At 65.5% G+C, this 20,832-nt stretch carries 13 protein-coding genes, 1 tRNA gene and 2 pseudogenes; 3 read left to right on the forward strand and 13 right to left on the reverse strand.

The genetic code is table 11. The features are described 5' to 3' along the window. Positions 1 to 149 precede the first annotated feature (149 nt). From RCH21_RS09805 to RCH21_RS09825, 5 genes and pseudogenes are all read right to left on the reverse strand, one after another. Positions 150 to 605 (reverse strand): VOC family protein, encoded by a 456-nt coding sequence (locus RCH21_RS09805; RefSeq protein ID WP_326964217.1) that lies wholly within the window; start codon positions 603 to 605, stop codon positions 150 to 152. Between the two features lie 79 nt (positions 606 to 684). Continuing rightward, a pseudogene (locus tag RCH21_RS09810) lies at positions 685 to 1,116 on the reverse strand (ester cyclase); the annotation flags it as partial. A gap of 550 nt (positions 1,117 to 1,666) precedes the next feature. Beyond that, positions 1,667 to 2,059, reverse strand: a complete 393-nt coding sequence (locus tag RCH21_RS09815) for a VOC family protein (protein ID WP_326964218.1) — start codon at positions 2,057 to 2,059, stop codon at positions 1,667 to 1,669. Positions 2,060 to 2,516: 457 nt separating this feature from the next. After that, the gene (locus tag RCH21_RS09820) at positions 2,517 to 3,164 is read right to left on the reverse strand and encodes a GNAT family N-acetyltransferase (RefSeq protein WP_326964219.1); all 648 of its coding nucleotides are present in this window, start codon (positions 3,162 to 3,164) and stop codon (positions 2,517 to 2,519) included. Between the two features lie 103 nt (positions 3,165 to 3,267). Continuing rightward, positions 3,268 to 4,188: a GAF domain-containing protein gene (locus RCH21_RS09825; RefSeq protein ID WP_326964220.1), complete on the reverse strand. Its 921-nt coding sequence runs from the start codon at positions 4,186 to 4,188 to the stop codon at positions 3,268 to 3,270. A 796-nt stretch (positions 4,189 to 4,984) separates the two neighbouring features. On the opposite strand from RCH21_RS09825, the gene rsgA reads away from it, so the two are divergent. Together rsgA and RCH21_RS17180 are read left to right on the forward strand one after the other, a co-directional pair. Next, positions 4,985 to 6,034, forward strand: a complete 1,050-nt coding sequence (gene rsgA, locus RCH21_RS09830; RefSeq protein ID WP_326964221.1) for a ribosome small subunit-dependent GTPase A — start codon at positions 4,985 to 4,987, stop codon at positions 6,032 to 6,034. A gap of 483 nt (positions 6,035 to 6,517) precedes the next feature. Further along, positions 6,518 to 6,695 (forward strand): annotated as a pseudogene (locus RCH21_RS17180) (transposase); the annotation flags it as partial. A gap of 45 nt (positions 6,696 to 6,740) precedes the next feature. On the opposite strand, the gene RCH21_RS09835 reads toward RCH21_RS17180, so the two are convergent. Together RCH21_RS09835 and RCH21_RS09840 are read right to left on the reverse strand one after the other, a co-directional pair. Next, the gene (locus RCH21_RS09835; protein WP_326964222.1) at positions 6,741 to 7,790 is read right to left on the reverse strand and encodes an FUSC family protein; all 1,050 of its coding nucleotides are present in this window, start codon (positions 7,788 to 7,790) and stop codon (positions 6,741 to 6,743) included. 643 nt (positions 7,791 to 8,433) lie between these two features. Continuing rightward, positions 8,434 to 8,515 (reverse strand) — tRNA-Leu (locus RCH21_RS09840). Positions 8,516 to 8,658: 143 nt separating this feature from the next. Here RCH21_RS09840 and RCH21_RS09845 point away from each other — a divergent pair. Continuing rightward, a complete protein-coding gene (locus RCH21_RS09845) occupies positions 8,659 to 9,261 on the forward strand; it encodes an ANTAR domain-containing response regulator (RefSeq protein WP_120149038.1) in 603 nt (200 codons plus the stop codon). A gap of 93 nt (positions 9,262 to 9,354) precedes the next feature. On the opposite strand, the gene pyk is transcribed toward RCH21_RS09845, so the two are convergent. From pyk to trpB, 6 genes are all read right to left on the reverse strand, one after another. Then, positions 9,355 to 10,845 (reverse strand): pyruvate kinase, encoded by a 1,491-nt coding sequence (pyk, locus tag RCH21_RS09850; RefSeq protein ID WP_326964223.1) that lies wholly within the window; start codon positions 10,843 to 10,845, stop codon positions 9,355 to 9,357. Positions 10,846 to 10,892: 47 nt separating this feature from the next. Then, on the reverse strand, positions 10,893 to 12,350 hold the full coding sequence (locus RCH21_RS09855; RefSeq protein ID WP_326964224.1) for a glutamate synthase subunit beta: 1,458 nt from the start codon (positions 12,348 to 12,350) through the stop codon (positions 10,893 to 10,895). Continuing rightward, positions 12,343 to 16,962: a glutamate synthase large subunit gene (gltB, locus tag RCH21_RS09860; RefSeq protein ID WP_326964225.1), complete on the reverse strand. Its 4,620-nt coding sequence runs from the start codon at positions 16,960 to 16,962 to the stop codon at positions 12,343 to 12,345. Before gltB ends, RCH21_RS09855 begins: the two co-directional genes overlap by 8 nt. 329 nt (positions 16,963 to 17,291) lie before the next feature. After that, on the reverse strand, positions 17,292 to 18,500 hold the full coding sequence (lgt, locus tag RCH21_RS09865) for a prolipoprotein diacylglyceryl transferase (RefSeq protein WP_326964226.1): 1,209 nt from the start codon (positions 18,498 to 18,500) through the stop codon (positions 17,292 to 17,294). Next, on the reverse strand, positions 18,497 to 19,348 hold the full coding sequence (gene trpA, locus RCH21_RS09870; RefSeq protein ID WP_326964227.1) for a tryptophan synthase subunit alpha: 852 nt from the start codon (positions 19,346 to 19,348) through the stop codon (positions 18,497 to 18,499). Before trpA ends, lgt begins: the two co-directional genes overlap by 4 nt. After that, the gene (trpB, locus tag RCH21_RS09875; RefSeq protein WP_326964419.1) at positions 19,345 to 20,700 is read right to left on the reverse strand and encodes a tryptophan synthase subunit beta; all 1,356 of its coding nucleotides are present in this window, start codon (positions 20,698 to 20,700) and stop codon (positions 19,345 to 19,347) included. Before trpB ends, trpA begins: the two co-directional genes overlap by 4 nt. Positions 20,701 to 20,832 lie beyond the last annotated feature (132 nt).

Here is a 20,832-nt window from a genome sequence, read left to right on the forward strand (position 1 = left end):
CGGCTGAGATGCAGCAACTGCTGGGTCGGCCCGCCACACTCGATCATGTGGCGGGCCGACCTTGGACGTCATCACCTATTTCGACGTGCTCATTGATGAGCACGCGTCGAGGGACCGAGGGTTTCCAGGTCGGTCATAGGCTCACTCCCTCACGTTCGCGCCGACAGGTGGTCAACCGGAGGACCCGGGAGCAGTGCCGCCGCGGGCGTCGGCACTGCTCCCGGCCGGTCATCCATGTGTGCGCGGACGGGAGCCTGCCAGAGCTGGATGGCGTGCCCCTCCGGATCCTGAAGGTCCGCGAACACCCCGTTCGGATAACTCACCGGGTCACGCCTGACAGGTATGCCTGCATCCTCGAGCTGAGTGACCATCGCGGCGAGGTCCCGCACCCGAAACGTCACAGCCCACGCCGTTCCGGCCGGAAAATGCTCTGATCCAACAGGCAGTGCAGCGAACACCGTAGCCCCAGCCTCCTGTCTCCACGACGAAACGCCGTAGGACCCGGGCGGAGCATCAACGCCCAGATGATCGCTGTACCACCGAGTCAGAGCATCCGGATCCCTGGCTTGGAAGAACATGCCACCGGCACCCGTCACGCGCTCCATCCCCTGACGATAGCCGTGACCGTAACGACGTCAAGAGCGTCCCACCCCTTCCGCTTCCGAACCAGCAGGATGAGACATCTCAATTCGAAGTTTTTTCAATGTCGCCCGGGCGCGATGACTCCTTGGCAGCGCGTCGGGCGCGTTGGCGACTGAGCAACATGCGGGAGAGATAGAGCGGGGTCGGCGGTGTCCAGCCGAGTTGCTCAGCCATGGCGAGGTCGTCGCGGTTGGCCCAGTGCTCGGCTATCTTGCCCTCACGCATGCGGAACCAGTGCGTCTGGGTGACCGCGAATCGTTTGCCTCGTGCTGGGAACACGACTTTGATGTTTGCGTCATTGTCGTAAGTCACGAACGGCCCTGTCTGGTGGCCAGACATCGTGGTGCGCAGAACAACCGGGTCGCTATCTCGGACAACATTGTGTATGTCCCAGGCGAGCTCGGAGAACGCGCTACGCATCCAGCATGCGGTGGCGTAGAAGGCTTTGGGACCGGTACCTCTTGCCTCGGGCGGCTCGTCAACCGCGGCGCGGTTGGTGGCGTCGACTGTACAGCGCGCCTTCGGTCAGGGTGCCCGAACCCATTGCGTGCATCGACGCGATGGCAGTGTCGGTATCACTCATGGGGCCTTGAAAGCTCGGGCTGGCGCCCTCGGTAGCATGGGCTACCTCTCCTCATAGAGGCCGCTGGGGCCCTCATTGTCGCGCGCCGTCAAGCAGAGAGACGCCTGCTATAGCAAGGGTCGCTCAGCGCGATTCTCTAGCGGCCATTCCTTTACGCCGTGACGTGACGTGAGGTCCACCATTCGGTCTTCAGCCGTACCCGGCCCCTGGCTTGGTTGGAAGTTTACAAGGGCCCCGATCCGACCTCAGTGACCGTACGGTTCCATAGTGATCGACAGTGCGACCGCGGCGAGCATGACGTAGAAACGGCCAAGCACCGCCACCGGGGATAACGCGTCTCGCAGGTACCTGATCCCACCGACAAGGCCGACAACCGCCACCGCAATCAGGGCCGACCAGCGACAGGACGGTACCTCGGCGCAAGAGCACGCCCAACGGGTCCTACGACGGCGGAGCAAAGAACTCGAGGGCATTCCCGTCGGGGTCCTTGAAAGACAGTCCGGATCCATACCCCGCGTCGACGATGCCGCCATGAGCAATGCCCAGTTCGTCGAGTCGGGACTGCCAAGCCTGCAGTTCTTCACGATTGGCACACCCGAAACCGACGTGGTCCAACCCCACTCGTGTCGCGTCGAAACGGTCATCGGAGTCAGTCTCCGGATGCGCGTGTAGACCGAGGAGTGCCCCTCCTGCCAGAGGATAAACCGTATGCCAGAAGCCTCCCGCATCTTCGTCGAGCACCGGGGAAACGCCCAGCAGGAGCTCATACCACGCCGCACTGGAAGCAAGATCACTCACCGTCAGAGCAACGTGCGCAATTGAAGGAAAAGCCACAGTAATAGTCCTCAAGATAGACGCGGGACTCTCGTCGGCCCCTCAACGCAGCCAGCCTGCCCTCACAAGTCCGCTCTGTCAACAACGAAGGGTTGCGGCGGGCCGCAACGTATTAGTCGAAGGGGAACCTACCGGGAAAAAGCTCCACCCGCTGGTGAGCTCGCCTCCGACGGAGTGCTGCAGCGGTGTTACGAGCGGTACCGAGCGCATCGACACTCACCGGATCACATGACACGTTGCCACAGTGGAGTCAGGTCGTCGGTGCGCCAGCCGGTGAATTAGTGACCCCTCACGGATCGTGGAGAACTTCGCGCGCTCCATCGAGGACGTCATGTCTTCGGCAGGACCGAGCAGACGCGTGCGGCTTCGGACTCAAAGGTCCGTTACGACCTCATGGGCGTTAGGGCTGGGAGCAGGCGTCCGAGCTTGAGCCGGGGATTCAGTTCTTCCGGCGGCGCTATTGCCGTGGCTGGGCGATGAGAATCCGATATTCGGGATTGTCGGCGAGGAACGAGAAGGCCATCGGACACTGCGGGACCAGGTTCAGGCGCCGCTTGTGAATGTTGAGCACCGCGTGGCGCATGAGGATTGCGTCGACGCCCTGGTCCCGGAATCCTGGTTGCTCCGCACCGTCGAGGAGGACGACCTGACCGCCGTCCATCGTGTACTTCAGAAACGCGGCGAGGCTGCCGTCGATGAATAATTCGAACCGGCAGTACAGGGCGTTGTTGCGGAATGCCTCCCGGGGCCGGTTTCGGGTCTGCGTCGCTGTGCCGCGTTCGGTGGCCTGGCGTGCCCGGTACTCAAGTTCTTCTACGAGCATCTCGTAGCGGTCCGCGGCACCGTAGGGCGGGTAGCTGGTATCCATGAGCCTGTAAGCCTGGTTCGCCATGACCCGCAACTGCCTGGTCGACAGTGCTTCGAGGTCATCTGCGGAAAGTGCCTCATCGAGCGCCGCGCTGTCCGGCTCCTGCGTTTGGGCTGCGTCGCCAGCGGCCAGGGAAAGAGCGTCCTGAGGCAGGGTGTCCTGAGGCAGGGCGTCAGAAACGTCGGGCACCAAGGCGGGAAGTGGGGCAGTCTGGGTTGGGTGCAAAGGGTTCATCATTGTCACTCCTGTGCTTGTCCGAACCATGGCCTTTGGCTGGACCCCGGTGTCTGCTGAATAGTACCGAGGGAGCGTTGGAATACAAACTCAGCGTGCTTACGGTTCAGACCCAGATCTCCATCTGTACCTGCGCGGCGAGCCGCCGGAGGACCTGCAGGTCGTCTTCGGTGAAGGCACGGGGCTGGTCGTCCATGAGGCAGATCGTACCGATACGCCACCCGCCGGCCGTGCACACAGGATGCCCGGCATAGAAGCGGATCTGAGGACCTCCGGTCACGAGCGGATGGTGACGCCATTTCGGATGCGTGCTGGCGTCATTGATGACGAGGGTGCGGTCGAACTCGATTGTGACCGCGCAGAGGGAAAGATCCCGGGGCATGTCCTCGCCCAGGGGTCCGGTGACGGACTTGATGACCTGAGCGTCATCGGTGATCAGGGCGATGGAGGACGAGCTGACCCCGAAGTGGTCCCGTGCAAGCCGGGTGAGCCTGTCGAAGCGCTCCTCCGCCCCGGTCTCGAGCAACCCCGACTCGTGCAACGCCTGGAGGCGTCGGAACTCGGCCTCTTCCAGATCAGGGCTTTCGGCTACTGCAGCAGCTTCGAGCAAGGCAGGGGCACCAGTGCCGATTGAGGCGCTTGCGGTGTCGTCACCGACGGACGGGGCCGTGAAATCGAATTCGTCGGGAGAAATAACCAGAGTGCGCAGATAGTCGCCGTACCCGGAGGAGGATGTCGCGTCGCGGTCGCTGTAGTGAGCCCCATCAACCATCGAACCGGTGCCGTCCAGCAATTCGTTGATGGCGTGCGCGAGCAGGTCGCGGTCCGGCACGGAAAGTATCACGACACCAGCGAGGTATCCCTTCACCTCGAGCTCGTCGGCGTCGCCTCCCAGTGCGAAGTACGACTGGAGGACGTCGTCAGGCCGCAGGTCCGCTGCCCGCACGGTCTGGATCGCGCTCCATTGCTGCACATACTCGCTCAGCACTCCTGTACCTCCGAAGATTCTTCCGGACACTTCGCTCACGACCGCGCCTCAGGCCATCGTTCTCGTACCATATTCAGTTTTCAGACCCTCTGCGTCGTCCGCGATAATGCGTGAGCATGGGCTAGACACCCGGCCTCGAATAGCTGTACTACTCGTCGCCGGCAGACTCCTCGACTCGTTGGAGGGCATAGCAGGAGAACCAACCAGCAGTACGCGAAGTCGTCAGGATCAGTGAGACCATGGCGGTCGCGGCGTCCGTAACGCTGGTTCGGGTCTTCTCAATGCAGGCCAGGCTGTCCCCTCGCTCGAAGAAGGCCAGGACGAGATCTCGCGCTGGGTCCCTCGAAGCCGGCTCAAATGATGCGTGGCACCCGTTAGGCCCCGCGACAGAGCTGGCGGGGGTCGATCCGACCATGGCCAGAGCCATTCGCTCCAACGGGTTCGACAGCATCCAGGGCCCATTCAACAACGCGGACCTGATTCATTCCGTGCCAATCTGTCTAGCCGGGCCTGGTGATCCCAGGGACTCAGCGCGTAGTGCTGACGATGAAGAGAATAAGCAGTGCGGTCATGCCGAGGGTGACGCCGGAGCTGCGGTGGGCACCACTCTCCAATCCGGAGCGGTGGGCACCATCCGGCTGTGCTTGGTCTAGTCACGTAGTGCCGGACGCGATTAGTATGTGTGTCCTCCGGCCGCCTGAACCGGATGAGGGACGAGGAGGTGGAGTCATGAAGGTCAGTGTCGTTGCGCTGTGCGCTGCCACCCCTAGGAACCCCGTCTCCCCTTCTTCCGCACCTTAATGCGCCGGGGGAGGCCTCCCCCGGAGGAACCACGTTGAACACTCTTGAGCAGTACGGTTTCACCGACCGCATCGGCGGTCTCTTCTCCTTCCACTTCCCCGCTCCGACCGTCGCGGAACCAGCCCGAATCATCCGCGCGGACCGAGGCCGCGTACTCGCCGCGTCCCGGCGGGGCATCGTCCACATCGACGGCGGTATCTCTCTCGTCACCGGTGACTGGGCTGCGATCAAACCCGCCGGCTCAGTGCTCGGATGCCTGCCTCGATCGTCCCTGCTTCAGCGCAAGCGGGCGTACGACCCGCTGTCCGAGGCACAGATCCTCGGTGCCAACATCGACCTGCTGGGCGTCGTCGTTCCCCTCGACCGGCCGCTGTCGGCCAACCGGCTCGAACGGACCCTCGTCGCGGCATGGGACTCGGGAGCCATTCCACTCGTCATCCTGACGAAGGCCGATCTCAGTACCCGGTTCGACGACGTGGTCGCCGAGACCGTGCACCGTGCCCGTGGCGTCGAGGTGTACACGACGTCGGCCGAGGACCTCGATGGCCTCGAGAACCTACGCGGGAGGATCGGCGCCGCGCAGACCCTGGCCCTGCTCGGCCCCTCCGGTGCCGGCAAGTCGAGCCTCATCAACGCCCTCGTGGGCGATAGCCGACAGCACACCGGCAAGGTTCGGGCCGGGGACGGAAAGGGAAGACATACGACGACGGCCCGCGAGCTCGTGCCGCTCGGCGACGGTTCCGTGGTGATGGATACCCCGGGGCTGCGCGGCTTCGCCCTCTGGGACGCCGAGACTGGCCTGTCCGAGGTCTTCGGAGACATCGAGGAGCTGTTCGACGAGTGCCGCTTCCGCGACTGCGCGCATGACCCTGAGCCGGGGTGCGCGGTACAGGCCGCTGTCGAGTCCGGCAGGTTGGAGGAGCGGCGCTGGCTGAGCTACCGGAAGATGGAGCGGGAGCTTGTGAGCCTGCACCGGCGGCGGGAGGTTGCCGATCAACGGCACCACACACGATCGTTCCAGCGGGTGGCGCGGGATGCGGTGATGGCGAAGGATCACAGGAACCGCTTCGGAAAAGGACGTTGAGACCATCGAGCCCGCATGGAGCTACCGGCCTCTGGCATCTCGGCAGGATCGGATGCCGCCGAGACCCCATGAGGCCGATCGTCCAACGGTGTCGTGCCAGGACGTCGCGCAGTAAAAGAGCCCGGTCCCGCATCACGGTGTTCCAGTTCACGCCCGCGAGGGGAAGGGTGATTTCGCTGAAGACGACGTCGATCGTCGCATCGATGCGTAGATACATACTCGGATCTACTGACAAACCACTGGTAATCGTGAGGTCCATCGTCCTGAAATGTTGAAGTCCGTGTGTGCATACTTGAAGGACCCTAACGATGTCCCGGCTTCGTGTCGCGGACTCGGCCGGATACACCGACGAGCCTCGTGCACGGGAGTGGGAGTTTCTCCGGGAGTCAAGCAGCCGGCCACCGGAGAAAGACCACCCGCCACGTCAACCTGACTCAACTAGTGGGACTGTCTCCGTAACGGTGTGTATTTGATCCTGCGACGACGGTACTGACCGAGGTCGGTCCGGTCGAGATCAAGGTTCCAACAGACTGGATGGTTCCTTCGAGCCGGTGATCATTCCGAAGCGGATGTGGCGCCTGGACGGAATCGATCAGATCGTGCTCCCGCTCTCTGCCCGCAATTGCCTACGGGTGACATCGCTACGCATTCCACCGAGGTGAGGTCCGGGACGGGCACGTGCGGAACTCCCGCTACCACTTGTTGGTCATGGACTGCCGTATTTCGATGGAGGAGTAACCGCGTGAAGTATCCGGTGCAGACTCATGGCGATCGACGAGGCGGCGCCGAACGGTCGCTCTCGGGTAGCTGCCTCGAAGGCACTCAACTCCAATACCCGTAACGCTTGTCGTGCTCCCACGAGCGTCTGGTCGTCATTCTCCTCGACGGTCCATAACTCCAGGACGTCCCCTACCGCGGAGAAAGCGTCCTGCAGCGGTCTTTTGAGTCCGGGTGGAATAGGTTCCTCATCCGTCGTCCCTTCCACCGCATCCTCAAGCATGTTGGTGATGTTCAGCGTGTGAAATGCAACAGTCTCCAGCGCCCCAACGTGCTCGTAGTCCTTCGCGAGATCCCTGGGGTGGAACCGACGACGGACGTTCCCTTTCCGACTCTCCTCGGCATACTGGACGGCTTCCCGAGCCCCCTGCATGGTGTGGAAAAGTTCCTCTCTACGCTCGACCCACCGTGGATCGCCTGCAACCCAGTTCTCCTCCAATGCCTGACCGATGTCCTGCAATTGCTGTGCTGCGGTCCGACGCAGTGCACTCATTTGCCCCAGCGCATTGTCAGTGTTCAAGGGCGGAGCGATAAGGGTACTGACTCCAAGACCGACGAGAACTCCGACGATCATCTGAACGAAGTATCCGAAGGAAAAACTCAGATCATTGTTCCCAAGGATCAAGACGAACAACCCCGCCGAGGCAATCCCCGAACCGCCGCCAGCCGTTCGGGGTAGCAAACCTGCTAACAGCACGCCCATCCCGACGACGAAAGATATGGTGAATGAACCCGGGTTCCCCACCCACATAGCCGCGTAGGCCAGCACAATACCGATTGCCAGACCGGTCATTGTCTGCAGGCCCAGCTTCACGGTCCCCACGACGGTCGGGTACATCGCTAAAAGGGCACCCAACGGTGCGTAGTACGGATACTCCGCAGCAACACCGGGTATCAGGAGCGCTAACGCCCACGCAATACCGGCGGCCAGCGCGGCCTTCGCGGCAAGTATCACTTGCGCATCGAGCAGCGCCCGCACGACCACCGTCCGACTAGCCGTGTACCAAGGTCGCCTGGCCGATTCGGGGCGGGGGGAACCGGAGATCTGGACCATACAAGATTGTCCCACTCCCCAGTGCTCGAACGCGGGCCCGGGATCACGTCGCCCCTGTCGGCACGCCCTGTCGCTCCTACCCCTGGTGGCATGCAGCCCGGCAGCATCGGGCTCAAGCGCCCTCTGCGCTCGAACCTGAGCCGGTCTTTCCTTGCCCACGTTCTCTGTCCGGTAGTCGACAGAACAACCAGTCGCTCGTCCGGACGGAGTACAGGGTTCCCTCGACGTTCGGACGGCTATCGCGATACGGCGTCAGGCCGTCGCGTTGCCTCGGCCGGTTCTGCTTTCGGCTCCACCAGAGTCGGCTCCGAGTGCCCGTATGTTCGAACTGTAGGGCCATTCCATGGAATGACTTGAAGATGCACCAGCGGATGGACTGGCAACCCTAGGAAAAGCCGTCATCGTCCGTAACAAACGGCAACCCATCGGGTACACCTAGTTCGTCGAAGATCGCCAGGACGCTGGACATCCGGAGGACTTCACCGTCGGGCAGTGCAACGTCACTCGACTTCACAGGCCGCGTACGCAGCCCAGCTCGAATCGGAAGACTCCCGCCCGATCCAATGGGTGCCCGAAGTGGGACTCGAACCCACACACCTCTCGATACTGCATTTTGAGTGCAGCGCGTCTGCCAATTCCGCCATTCGGGCCCTACCCGCTCCGGCCGGGTGAGGGGATGACTCACTTCACCGCCGGTGCGCGAATCCACTCTACATGCCGCTAGGCTGTTTCCGGGAACGGGAGCATACCCTTCGCGAACCCATCGGAACGCCGTCATCATCAAGGAGCAACAGTGTCTGAATCCACCGAATCAACGCCCGCCGGACCCGCTCGCCGGGTCATCGTGGCCGAGGACGAGACGCTCATCCGGCTCGACATCATCGAGATCCTGCGTGGTGAGGGCTACGACGTCGTGGCGGAGGCGGACAACGGTGAGAAGGCTGTCGCACTTGCCATGGAGCACAAGCCGGACCTGGTCCTCATGGACGTCAAGATGCCCGTCATGGACGGCATCACCGCCGCGGAGCAGATCGTGAAGGCGCGTATCGCCCCGGTCGTCCTGCTCACCGCGTTCAGCCAGAAGGAGCTCATCGAGCGCGCACGTGACGCCGGTGCCATGGCGTATGTCGTCAAGCCCTTCACCCCCGCAGACCTCATACCGGCCATCGAGATCGCCATGTCCCGCCATGAGGAGATCAAGGCACTCGAGGCCGAGGTGTCCGACCTCCAGGAGCAATTCGCTACCCGCAAGCTCGTGGAGCGCGCGAAGAGCCTGCTGACCACCAAGATGGGCCTTACCGAACCGGAGGCCTTCCGGTGGATCCAGAAGACGTCCATGGACCGCCGCCTCAGCATGCGCGAGGTTGCCGAGACGATCATCAACCAAGTCAACTGACCTCAGCCGTCCTCAGCGGCGCGCGTTCACCAAACACACGAAGACCCCCACCCGATCAGGGTGGGGGTCTTCGTGTCTGTCCAAGCGGTCAGGCTACTTCTTCTTGAGCGGCCAGGGACCGACGTCCTCCTTGACGTAGGACGTGTGGTCGTCCGGCAACTGCCCCGCGTCCGTGATGTCGCCGACGCGGTGCACTTTGATGGAGTTGGTGGAACCTGCCTGTCCTGGAGGGGAACCGGCGGCGATGACCACGAGGTCGCCGACCTCGACGAGGCCCTGCTCGAAGAGCACGCGGTCCACCTGGGCGGTCATCTGGTCCGTGTGCTCCACGAACTCGACGAGCTTCGGCTGGATGCCCCAGATGAGCGACATGGCGTTGAGCGTCGACTGCACGGGGGTGAAGGCGAAGACCGGCTTCTTCGGGCGGAGGCGTGACAGGCGGCGGGCGGAGTCGCCGGACTGGGTGAAGGTACAGATGTACTTGGCGTCGAGCTGGTCGGAGATCTCGACGGCGGCACGCGTGATGGCACCGCCGCGGGTCCTCGGCTTGCTGCCCAGCGGCGGGACGCGCTCGAGGCCGTGGCGCTCGGTGGACTCGATGATGTCGGCCATCGTGCGCACCGTCTCGATCGGATACTTGCCCACGCTCGTCTCGCCGGAGAGCATGACGGCATCCGCGCCGTCGAGCACGGCGTTGGCGCAGTCCGAAGCTTCGGCGCGCGTAGGCCGGGGGTTGTCGATCATGGACTCGAGGACCTGCGTGGCGACGATGACGGGCTTGGCCCACCGACGTGCCAGTTCGACGGCGCGCTTCTGCACGATGGGGACGTCCTGCAGAGGCATCTCGACGCCGAGGTCCCCGCGAGCCACCATGATGGCGTCGAACGCGTCGATGATCTCCTCGAGGGCGTCGACGGCCTGCGGCTTCTCAATCTTGGCGATGACGGGGACCCTACGGCCCTCCTCGTCCATGATCTCGTGGACGCGCTTGACGTCGCCGGCGTCGCGGACGAAGGACAGCGCGACCATGTCGACCCCGATCTGGATGGCCCAGCGGAGGTCGTCCTCGTCCTTCTCGCTGAGGGCGGGGACGTTGACGGCGACGCCGGGCAGGTTGATGCCCTTGTTGTTGGAGACCATGCCGCCGACGACGACCTCCGTGGTGACCTTCACATCGTCGACCGCGGTGGCACGCAGTCCGACCTTGCCGTCGTCGATGAGGAGCATGTCGCCGACACGGACGTCCTGCGGCAGGCCCTTGAACGTGGTCGATGCGATGTCCTGCGTACCCTCGATGTCCTCGATCGTGATGGTGAAGACATCACCCGGTGCCAGGGCGTGCGGACCGTCGGCGAATCTGCCGAGCCGGATCTTGGGGCCCTGCAGGTCGGCGAAGATGCCGACGGGCTTGCCGAGCTCCTTGGACGCACGGCGGACGTTCTCGTATGTGGTGCTGTGCACGGTGTAGTCGCCGTGGCTCATGTTCATCCGGGCTACGTCGACGCCTGCCTCGAGCACTGCGAGGGTGTTCTCATAGCTGGCGATTGCGGGGCCGAATGTTGCAACAATTTTTGCGCGTCTCATAGATTTAGCCTAGTCGTGTTGGGGCGTGGAGATGGTGTGAGGGCCGGTCAGAGGACGGCGATGGAACGGTCTGTCGGAGCCACCGGCGCGGGGAGCTTGGTCGAACCCATGAGCCATTTGTCGACCGCCGCCGCGCATGCGCGACCCTCTGCAATCGCCCAGACGATGAGCGACTGACCGCGACCCGCATCACCCGCCGAGAAGACTCCCGGAGTCTTGGTCATGTAGTAGCCGTCGCGGGCGACGTTGCCCCTGTCGTCGAAAGCGGCCTCGACCTGCTCGGTGATGCCGGCCGGCTCCGCTCCGGTGAAACCGAGCGAGAGGAAGACGAGATCCGCGGGGATCTCGCGCTCGGTGCCGGGCTTCGGGACACGGCGGCCGTTGACGAACTCCGTCTCCGCGACCTTGATGCCCCGGAGCACGCCGTTATCACCGACGAACTCGACGGTGGACGCCAGGTAGCGGCGCTCCCCGCCCTCCTCGTGCGCGCTGGCGATGTCGAACAGGGTGGGGAAGGTCGGCCACGGCTGGTCCGGCCGGCGCTCCATGGAGGGCTGCTGGCCGATGGCGAGCGTGGTGACGGACGCGGCCTTCTGGCGGTGTGCGGTGCCGAGGCAGTCTGCACCGGTGTCCCCACCACCGAGAATGACGACATGCTTGCCCTCGGCGTGGATCTGGTTCTCGATGGCTTCACCGGCCACCACGCGGTTTGCCTGCACGAGGTAGTCCATGGCGAAGTGCACGCCGGCAAGCTCGCGGCCGGGGATGGGGAGATCCCGGGGAACGGTGGCCCCGGTAGCGACGACGACGGCGTCGTAGCGACGCTTCAGCTGTCCCCAGCTGATGTCCTTGCCGACGTCGACGCCTGTGCGGAAGCGCGTGCCCTCCGCCGTCATCTGCTCGATGCGGCGCTCGACGTGGATCTTCTCCATCTTGAAGTCGGGGATGCCGTACCGCAGCAGGCCGCCGATGCGGTCGTCGCGCTCGTAGACGGCGACCGTGTGGCCGGCGCGGGTGAGTTGCTGGGCCACCGCGAGACCTGCCGGTCCGGAACCGACGACGGCTATGGTGCGATCGGTCAGGCGCTCGGGCGGGTGCGGCTCCACCCAGCCCTCGCCGAAGGCCTGGTCCGCGATGGACACCTCGACCTGCTTGATGGTCACGGGTGGCTGGTTGATCCCGAGCACGCAGGACGATTCGCACGGCGCCGGGCACAGCCGCCCCGTGAACTCCGGGAAGTTGTTCGTCGCGTGGAGCCGGTCGATCGCCTCGCGGCCCTTGTCCCGGAACATGAGGTCGTTCCACTCCGGAATGAGGTTGCCGAGGGGACACCCCTGGTGGCAGAACGGGATGCCGCAGTCCATGCAGCGGCCCGCCTGCGCCTTCAGAACGCCCTTTTCCTGCGCCTCGTACACTTCCTTCCAGTCCATGATGCGCACGGGAACCGGGCGTCTGGGCTGCGTCTGGCGCTCGCGCACCTTCATGAATCCGCGTGGGTCAGCCACCGGTTACCTCCAGGATCTTGGTCCACGCCTCTTCACCGTCGGGATCGAGTCCCTGTTCGACGGCGGTGGCGCGGGCGTCCAGGACCGCGGCGTAATCCCGCGGCAGGACCTTCGTGAAACGCTCGACGGTGTCCTCGAAGGACTCGAGCAGGCTTTCTGCGAGGTTGGACTCGGTCTCCTCGACGTGCTGGATCAGCAGCCGCCGCACGATCTCGATGTCCTCGGCATCGAGCCCGACGAGCAGGAGCTCGCCGTTCTCGAGGCTCTGCTTGTTGACGCGGGCGCGGTCGAGATCCAGCACGAAGGCCGTGCCACCAGACATGCCGGCGCCGAAGTTCCGGCCCGTGCGGCCGAGGATCAGGGCCTGGCCGCCCGTCATGTACTCACAGCCGTGATCGCCGATCCCCTCCGCTACCGCCGTAGCGCCGGAATTCCGGACGAGGAACCGCTCCCCCACCTGGCCGCGCAGGAACATCTCGCCACTGGTGGCCCCGTAGCCGATGACGTTGCCCGCGATGACATTGTGATCGGCGCGGAAGAGGTTGGCACGGTCCGGCCGCACCGTGATGCGTCCACCGGAGAGTCCCTTGCCCACGTAGTCGTTCGAGTCGCCGAGCAGGCGCAGGGTGATCCCCGCCGGAAGGAAGGCGCCGAGCGACTGTCCGGCCTGGCCGGTGAGGGTCACGTCGATGGTGTTCGTGGCCAGCGTGTCGAGCCCGAAGGTCCGTGTGACCTCATGTCCGAGCATGGTGCCGACCGAGCGGTCGGTGTTCACGATGTCGACCGAGATCCGGACCGGCGAGCGGTACTGCAGCGCGTCGGCGCTCATCTCGATGAGCTTGTTGTCGAAGTGCTGGTCCAGCTCGTGGTTCTGCTTCAGCATGTTGCGCATCGGCTCACCCGAGTCGAACTCGTTGCCGCGCAGGATCGGATCCAGGTCGAGGCCGTCGGCCTTCCAGTGCTCGATCGCTTTGCGGGCGTCGAGCAGTTCGCTGTGGCCGATGGCCTCCTCGAGCGTCCGGAACCCTAGCTCCGCCAGGATCTCGCGAACCTCCTCGGCGATGAACTCGAAGAAGTTGATGACGAACTCCGGCTTGCCCGTGAAGCGGCTGCGCAACTCGGGGTTCTGCGTCGCAACGCCCACGGGGCAGGTGTCGAGGTGGCAGACCCGCATCATGATGCAACCTGACACCACCAGCGGCGCCGTAGCGAAGCCGAATTCCTCGCCGCCGAGCAGCGCGGCGATGACGACGTCGCGCCCGGTCTTGAGCTGGCCGTCCACCTGGACAACCACGCGGTCGCGCAGGCCGTTGAGCATGAGCGTCTGCTGTGTCTCGGCGAGGCCGAGCTCCCACGGGATCCCGGCGTGCTTGAGCGAGTTCAGTGGGCTGGCACCGGTTCCGCCGTCGTGACCGGACACCAGCACGACATCGGCCTTCGCCTTCGTGACGCCGGCGGCCACTGTGCCGATGCCTACCTCGGACACCAGCTTCACGTGGACACGTGCACTCGGGTTCGACCGTTTGAGGTCGTAGATGAGCTGCGCGAGGTCCTCGATGGAGTAGATGTCGTGATGCGGAGGCGGCGAGATCAGGGCGACGCCGGGTGTGGAGTGGCGGGTGCGGGCGATCCACGGATAGACCTTCTGGCTCATGAGCTGGCCGCCCTCGCCGGGCTTGGCCCCCTGGGCCATCTTGATCTGGATGTCGTCCGCGTTGGTGAGGTACAGGCTCGTGACGCCGAAACGCCCGGAGGCCACCTGCTTGATGGCGGAGCGGCGCTCGGGATCCAGCAGGCGCTCGACGTCCTCACCGCCCTCGCCCGTGTTCGACTTCGCGCCGAGCCGGTTCATCGCGATGGCGAGCGTCTCGTGCGCTTCCTTCGAGATGGACCCGTAGCTCATGGCGCCGGTGGAGAAGCGCTTGACGATGGACGAGACGGGTTCCACCTCGTCGATGCTGATGGGCTCGCGGGCGTCGTCGCGGAGCCGGAGCAGCCCGCGAAGGGTCATGAGCTCACGCGACTGGTCGTCCACGCCCTTCGTGTACGCCTTGAAGATGTCGTAGCGGCGCTCGCGGGTGGCGTGCTGCAGCCGGAACACGGTCTCCGGGTTGAAGAGGTGCGGAGGGCCTTCGCGGCGCCACTGGTACTCGCCGCCGTTATCGAGCCCACGGTGCGGATCCTCGATGCCGTCCTGCGGGTACGCGGTGTCGTGGCGGGCTGCCGTCTCTGCCGCGACGACGTCGAGACCGACGCCGCCGAGCTGGGTCTGGGTACCGTGGAAGTATTCGTCCACGAGCTCCTGGGACAGTCCGAGTGCTTCGAAGGTCTGCGCTCCGCAGTAGGAGCTGACCGTCGAGATGCCCATCTTGGACATGATCTTCAGGACGCCCTTGCCGAGGCCCTTGATGAGGTTGGTGACGGCGGCTTCGGAGGTCACACCGGTAATATCGCCGTTTCGCACCAGTTCCTCGCAGCTCTCCATGGCGAGGTACGGGTTGACGGCGGACGCGCCGTAGCCGATGAGCACGGCCACGTGGTGCACCTCGCGCACGTCGCCGGCCTCGACGACGAGGGACGTCTTGGTGCGGTTGGCGCTCTTGAGGAGGTGGTGGTGCACGGCGCTCGTCAGCAGGAGCGACGGGATGGGAGCCCACTGCGCGTTCGAGTCGCGATCGGACAGGACCACGTACTCGACACCCCGGTTGAGGGCGCTGGAGACCTGCTCGCAGATTTCCGCGAGGCGCGCCCTGAGGGCCGCCTCGCCGCCGTCGTGCCGATACAGTCCGCGGACGCGCACCGTCAGGCGGTCGCCGTCCTCGGTCTCGAGGTTGGCGATCTTCGCCAGCTCGTCGTTGGTGATGACCGGGAACTTCAGGGCGATCTGCTTGGAGCGCACCTGTCCCATGGACAGCAGGTTGCCGTCGGGACCGATGGTGACGCCCATCGACGTGACGAGCTCCTCGCGGATGGAATCCAGCGGGGGGTTGGTCACCTGCGCGAAGGACTGCACGAAGTAGTCGAAGAGCAGCCGCGGGCGCTTGGACAGAACGGCGATCGGGGTATCCGAGCCCATGGCGCCGAGCGGCTCGGCACCGTTCTTGGCCATCGGGCCGAGCAGGATGCGCAGCTCCTCCTGCGTGTAGCCGAAGGTGCGCTGGCGGCGGTTGATGGAGGCCTTGGTGTGGATCACGTGCTCGCGCTCCGGCAGGTCCTCGAGCTGGATCAGGTTCTCCTTGACCCACTCCCCCCACGGATTGGCGGCGGCGATCTCCGCCTTGATCTCCTGGTCCTCGATGAGCCGGCCTTCCTCGGTGTCGACGAGGAACATCTTGCCGGGCGAGACGCGACCCTTGCGGACCACGCGGGAGGGCTCGACGTCGACCACGCCCACCTCGGAGGCGAGGATGACGAGGCCGTCCTCCGTGACCCAGTAGCGCGCGGGACGCAGGCCGTTGCGGTCGAGGACGGCGCCGACGAGTCGGCCGTCCGTGAAGGACACTGCGGCGGGACCGTCCCAGGGCTCCATGAGCATGGAGTGGTACTGGTAGAAGGCCCGGCGGGCGGGATCCATGGTGGCGTGGTTCTCCCACGCCTCCGGGATCATCATCATGATCGAATGCGTGATGGGGCGACCGGACAGCGTCAGCAGTTCTGCCACCTCGTCGAAGGACGCCGAGTCCGAGGCGCCCGGGGTGCAGATCGGGTACAGCTCCTCGGGTGCGTCCCCCAGCAACGGGTTGGACAGCTGCGACTGGCGTGCACGCATCCAATTGCGGTTGCCCTTGACCGTGTTGATCTCCCCGTTGTGGGCGATGGTGCGGAACGGCTGGGCCAGGGGCCAGGACGGGAAGGTGTTCGTGGAGAAGCGCGAGTGGACGATGCCGAGGCGTGTCTTGAAGCGCGCGTCCGAGAGGTCCGGGTAGAACGGCTCGAGCTGCGCCGTGGTCAGCATGCCCTTGTAGACGATGGTCTTCGAGGACAGCGACGGGAAATACACCCCGTACTTGTTCTGAGCCCGCTTCCGGACCCGGAAGGCCTTCGCGTCGAGGTCGGACGATTTGCCGTCCGTCGGCGCCAGGAAGAGCTGGACGAAGTGGGGCATGCAGGCCCGCGCCATGGCGCCGACGAGGTCGGCGACGACCGGAACCACGCGCCAGCCGAGCACGTCCAGGCCCTCGGATTCGGCGATGGACTCGAGGCCGGCACGCGCCGTCTCCTCCTCCTTCGCCTCGGCAGGGAGGAATGCCGTACCGACGACGTATGAACCGGCTGCGGGCAACGGGAAGTCGACGACGGCCCGGAAGAATTCGTCAGGGACCTGCGTCAGCAGGCCGGCGCCGTCGCCGGTGCCCTCGTCCGCTCCGACGGCACCGCGGTGCTCGAGGTTTCGGAGGGCGGTCAGTGCCGCGTCGACGATGTCGTGACCCGGCTCACCGCGAAGGGTCGCGATGACGGCGAGGCCGCAGGCATCCTTCTCGTTCTCCGGGTTGTACAGTCCGGTCGCTTCCGGGACGGAGGCGAAGCGTTTGAAGGGCGACACGACGGCGTTCTCCGCGGTCGTCGTCCCCGGTTCTGTCTGTAGCGGCTTTCCTGGCGTCAAAGCAGTCATAGAAAGATTCCTTCCCCCATGATGGAGCGTCGGGAGGGGACAGCCTTGGCCCCGGGGGCACCGCTCTCTGGGAACGGGCACCGTTTGTCGGTCTCATGCACACTGCCTGCGCCGGCGCTGCCCGGCGCTCTTGGCGGGCAATCACTCTGGTCGTCCTGCGCGCCGGTCGGAGCGGTGTCGGTGCGGGCAGGAAGGTGATCCGGCCGTTGCACCTGGAGTCCACAACTGTGTGGTGTTGCGTCCTTTAGGGGCGGTGGCCCGGGGACTGCTGTCGGGGACCGAATCCCGCGGCTCCGCTCTCGCGGGGTCCATCGAACAAAGATCGTTCCTCAGGAGCCGTTTGTTTCGGAAAGATTACCACGATCGTTCCGCCCGCCCGGCTCCGTGTCCGCCACATGGCTACCCGTGGCCGAAGCGTTATGGGAACGCTGTCGCGACCCGGCCTCGGTGAGCTCGTCGGCCGCGGTTGCACCCCGCGTCGTGGTTCCTGTCCCGTCCGAGCCCGTGTCCGAGGCGGCGCTACCCGGCGCATTCTCCGAAGCCTTCGTCGTGCTGGGTGCGCTCGTATCAGCTGCACCGGAGCCGGCCCTGCCGTCCCCATCGATCCCCGTATCGCCGTCGTGCCCGGCGACAGCCGCCGGGTCCGAGCCCTCGACGGCATCCTTCGGCTCCCGACCCGGGAGGTACACGGACGGTGCGTCCACGGGACGGCGCTTCACGGCGAGGAAGACGAGAACAGCCAGCGACACCAGGAAGACCGCGATACTGGTCCAGACATTCAGTCTCTGCGTGATCCCGAAGAGCGTCACCATTTCGGCGTCGTCGATGCGGAGCGTCTCGATCCAGACGCGTCCGAGCGTGTAATACGCCGCGTAGAGCCAGAACATCCGCCCGCCGCGCAGGCGGAACTTCCGAGCGAGCAGCAGCAGGATCACGACCCCGGCGAGGTTCCACAGGAGTTCGTAGAGGAAGGTCGGGTGGAACAGGGTGCCGGGTGCCTCGTTCGCCGGGAAGTTCACGTTGTCGGCGTCGATCTCGAGGCCCCACGGCAGCATGGTCGGCGCACCGAAGAGCTCCTGGTTGAACCAGTTGCCGAGACGGCCGACGGCCTGCGCGAGCAGCACGCCGGGAGCAGCGGCGTCGGCGAAAGCGGAGAGCTTCACGCCCGCCCGCCGCGCACCGATCCAGGCCCCGACGGCACCGAGGGCGATGGCCCCCCAGATGCCGAGGCCACCCTGCCAGATCTGGGGGATGCGGGCGAGGTCGCCCTGCGGGCCGAAGTAGGCGTCCGGGGAGGAGATGACGTGGTAGAGCCGCCCGCCGATGATGCCGAAGGGAACGGCCCAGATCGCGATGTCCCACACCGCGTCCGCGTGGCCCCCGAAGGAGACGAACCGCTTCTGTGTGAGGAGCAGCGCCAGGATGATGCCGGCCAGGATGCAGAGGGCATAGGCGTGGATGGTGACCGGGCCGAGGCTGAAGCTCGCCCACTCGGCGGGTGGGCTCGGGATCGAGGCCGCGAGGCTGCCGCCGATCACGCCGCCCCTCCTGCGGATACCTTGGCCGTGCCGGTGCTGAGTTCACGGGTGAGTTCGGCGACCGCTTCGACTCCGCCGTCGCGCAGGGCGGCGACCAGGGCGGTCCCGACGATCACGCCGTCGGCGTACGCTCCGATCTCGCGCACCTGGGCGGACGAGGATACGCCGAGGCCGACACAGACGCGCTCGGCGCCGGCGCGGTGGGCGGCGTCGACGACGGCCTGCGCAGCTGCACCGACGGATGTCCTGGCACCGGTGACGCCCATGACGGACACTGCGTACACGAAGCCCCTGCTCGCATCGACGGTGGCCTGCATGCGCTGCGGTGAGGTGGACGGGGCGACGAGGAAGACGCGGTCGAGACCGAGCTCCTCGGACACCTCGAGCCATTCTGCAGCCTCGTCGGGAATGAGGTCGGGGGTGATCAGACCGGCTCCGCCGGCCGCGGCGAGGCGCTCGGAGAACGTTCGCACGCCCATTCGCATGACGGGGTTCCAGTAGGTCATCACGAGGACCGCAGCATCCGTTGCACGGGTGATGCCCTCGACGACGTCGAAGATGCGGGGCACGGTGAAGCCGTTGGCGAGGGCCTCGACCGTAGCCTCCTGGATGACGTGGCCGTCCATCACCGGATCCGAGTAGGGGATGCCGATCTCGATGAGGTCCACGCCGTTCTCCGCCATGGCGATGCCGGCGTCGATGGTGGTCTGGACGTCAGGGAAGCCTGCCGGCAGGTAGCCGATGAGCGCTGCGCGACCCTCGGCCCGGGCCTTCTCGATGGCGGCAGCGGCCTTGGACCCTGCGGCACCTGCTCCTGGAGACTGTCGATCGGTCGAATGCGTCGTCATAGCTGCTCACCCTCCTGGGCGATTTCCTGCTCGGCGCTGTCGTCCGGAAGCAGGTCGAAGTAGCCCGCGGCGGTCGCCACGTCCTTGTCGCCGCGCCCGGACAGGTTGACGACGATGATCTTGTCCGACGCCTGCTCCCCCGGGGCGAGGTCGGCTGCGAGGCGCCGGCCGACCTTCATGGCTCCCGCGAGGGCGTGTGCGGTCTCGATGGCGGGGATGATCCCCTCGGTCCGGCTGAGGATCTTGAAGGCCTCCATGGCCTCTGCATCCGTGATGGGCTCGTACTTCGCCCGTCCGATGTCCGCGAGGTAGGCGTGCTCCGGTCCGACGCCGGGGTAGTCCAGGCCGGCGGAGATGGAGTGCGACTCCATAGTCTGTCCGTCCTCGTCCTGCATGAGGTAGGACCGGGCACCGTGCAGAACGCCGGGTCGACCGAGCGTGATGGTGGCCGCGTGACGACCGGTCTCGACTCCCTCGCCGCCGGCTTCGAAGCCGTACAGGGCGACATCGCGGTCGTCCAGGAAGCCATGGAACATACCGATCGCGTTCGACCCGCCGCCGACGCAGGCACAGACCGCGTCGGGGAGCTTGCCCGTCTGCTCGAGGATCTGCTCGCGGGCCTCTTCACCGATGACCTCGTGGAAGTAGCGCACCATCGACGGGAACGGGTGCGCTCCGGCCGCAGTGCCGAGGAGGTAGTGCGTGGTCTCGACGTTGGCGACCCAGTCCCGCAGGGCGTCGTTGATGGCGTCCTTCAGCGTCTGCGAACCGTTGGTGACCGGGATGACCGTGGCGCCGAGCAGCTGCATGCGCGCGACGTTGAGGGCCTGGCGGCGCGTGTCCTCCGCACCCATGTAGACGACGCACTCGAGTCCGAGGAGGGCCGCCGCCGTCGCGCTGGCGACGCCATGCTGCCCGGCACCCGTCTCGGCGATGACGCGGGTCTTGCCCATGCGCTTGGCGATCAGCGCCTGACCCAGCACGTTGTTGATCTTGTGGGACCCCGTGTGGTTCAGGTCCTCGCGCTTGAGGAAGACGCGGACGCCGCCGCAGTGCTCGGCGAAGCGCTGGGCCTCGGTGAGGAGGGACGGCCGGCCGGCATAGTTCCTGTTCAGCTCGGCGACCTGCGCCGTGAACTCGGGATCCGCCTTGGCCTTCTCGAACGTGTCCTGCAATTCGTCCAGCGCTGCGATCAGGGATTCCGGCATCCATCGCCCACCGTATGCGCCGAAGTAGGGACCCGGGGCGTGGCGCAGGGTCTGGTCGTGGCTGAGGAAGGCCTCTGCCGTTCCGGCGTCGATGGCGTCGGCTGCTCCTGCGTCCGCGCCCTGGAGGCCCGAGTCCTGGTGCATATCAGTCATGACTTCAGCGTTCCTGTCCTGTTGGTCCTGGCCCGGGCGGGCGTGCCGTCCGGGTTCCTGGCGGTCCGGGGTCGACCGGTCCGTGTCCTGCTTCTGGTGCTTCTGGTGCCGACCAGGTGGGTC

Source organism: Arthrobacter sp. PL16, assembly GCF_035985055.1.
In the GTDB taxonomy this organism is placed as follows: domain Bacteria; phylum Actinomycetota; class Actinomycetes; order Actinomycetales; family Micrococcaceae; genus Arthrobacter_D; species Arthrobacter_D cheniae.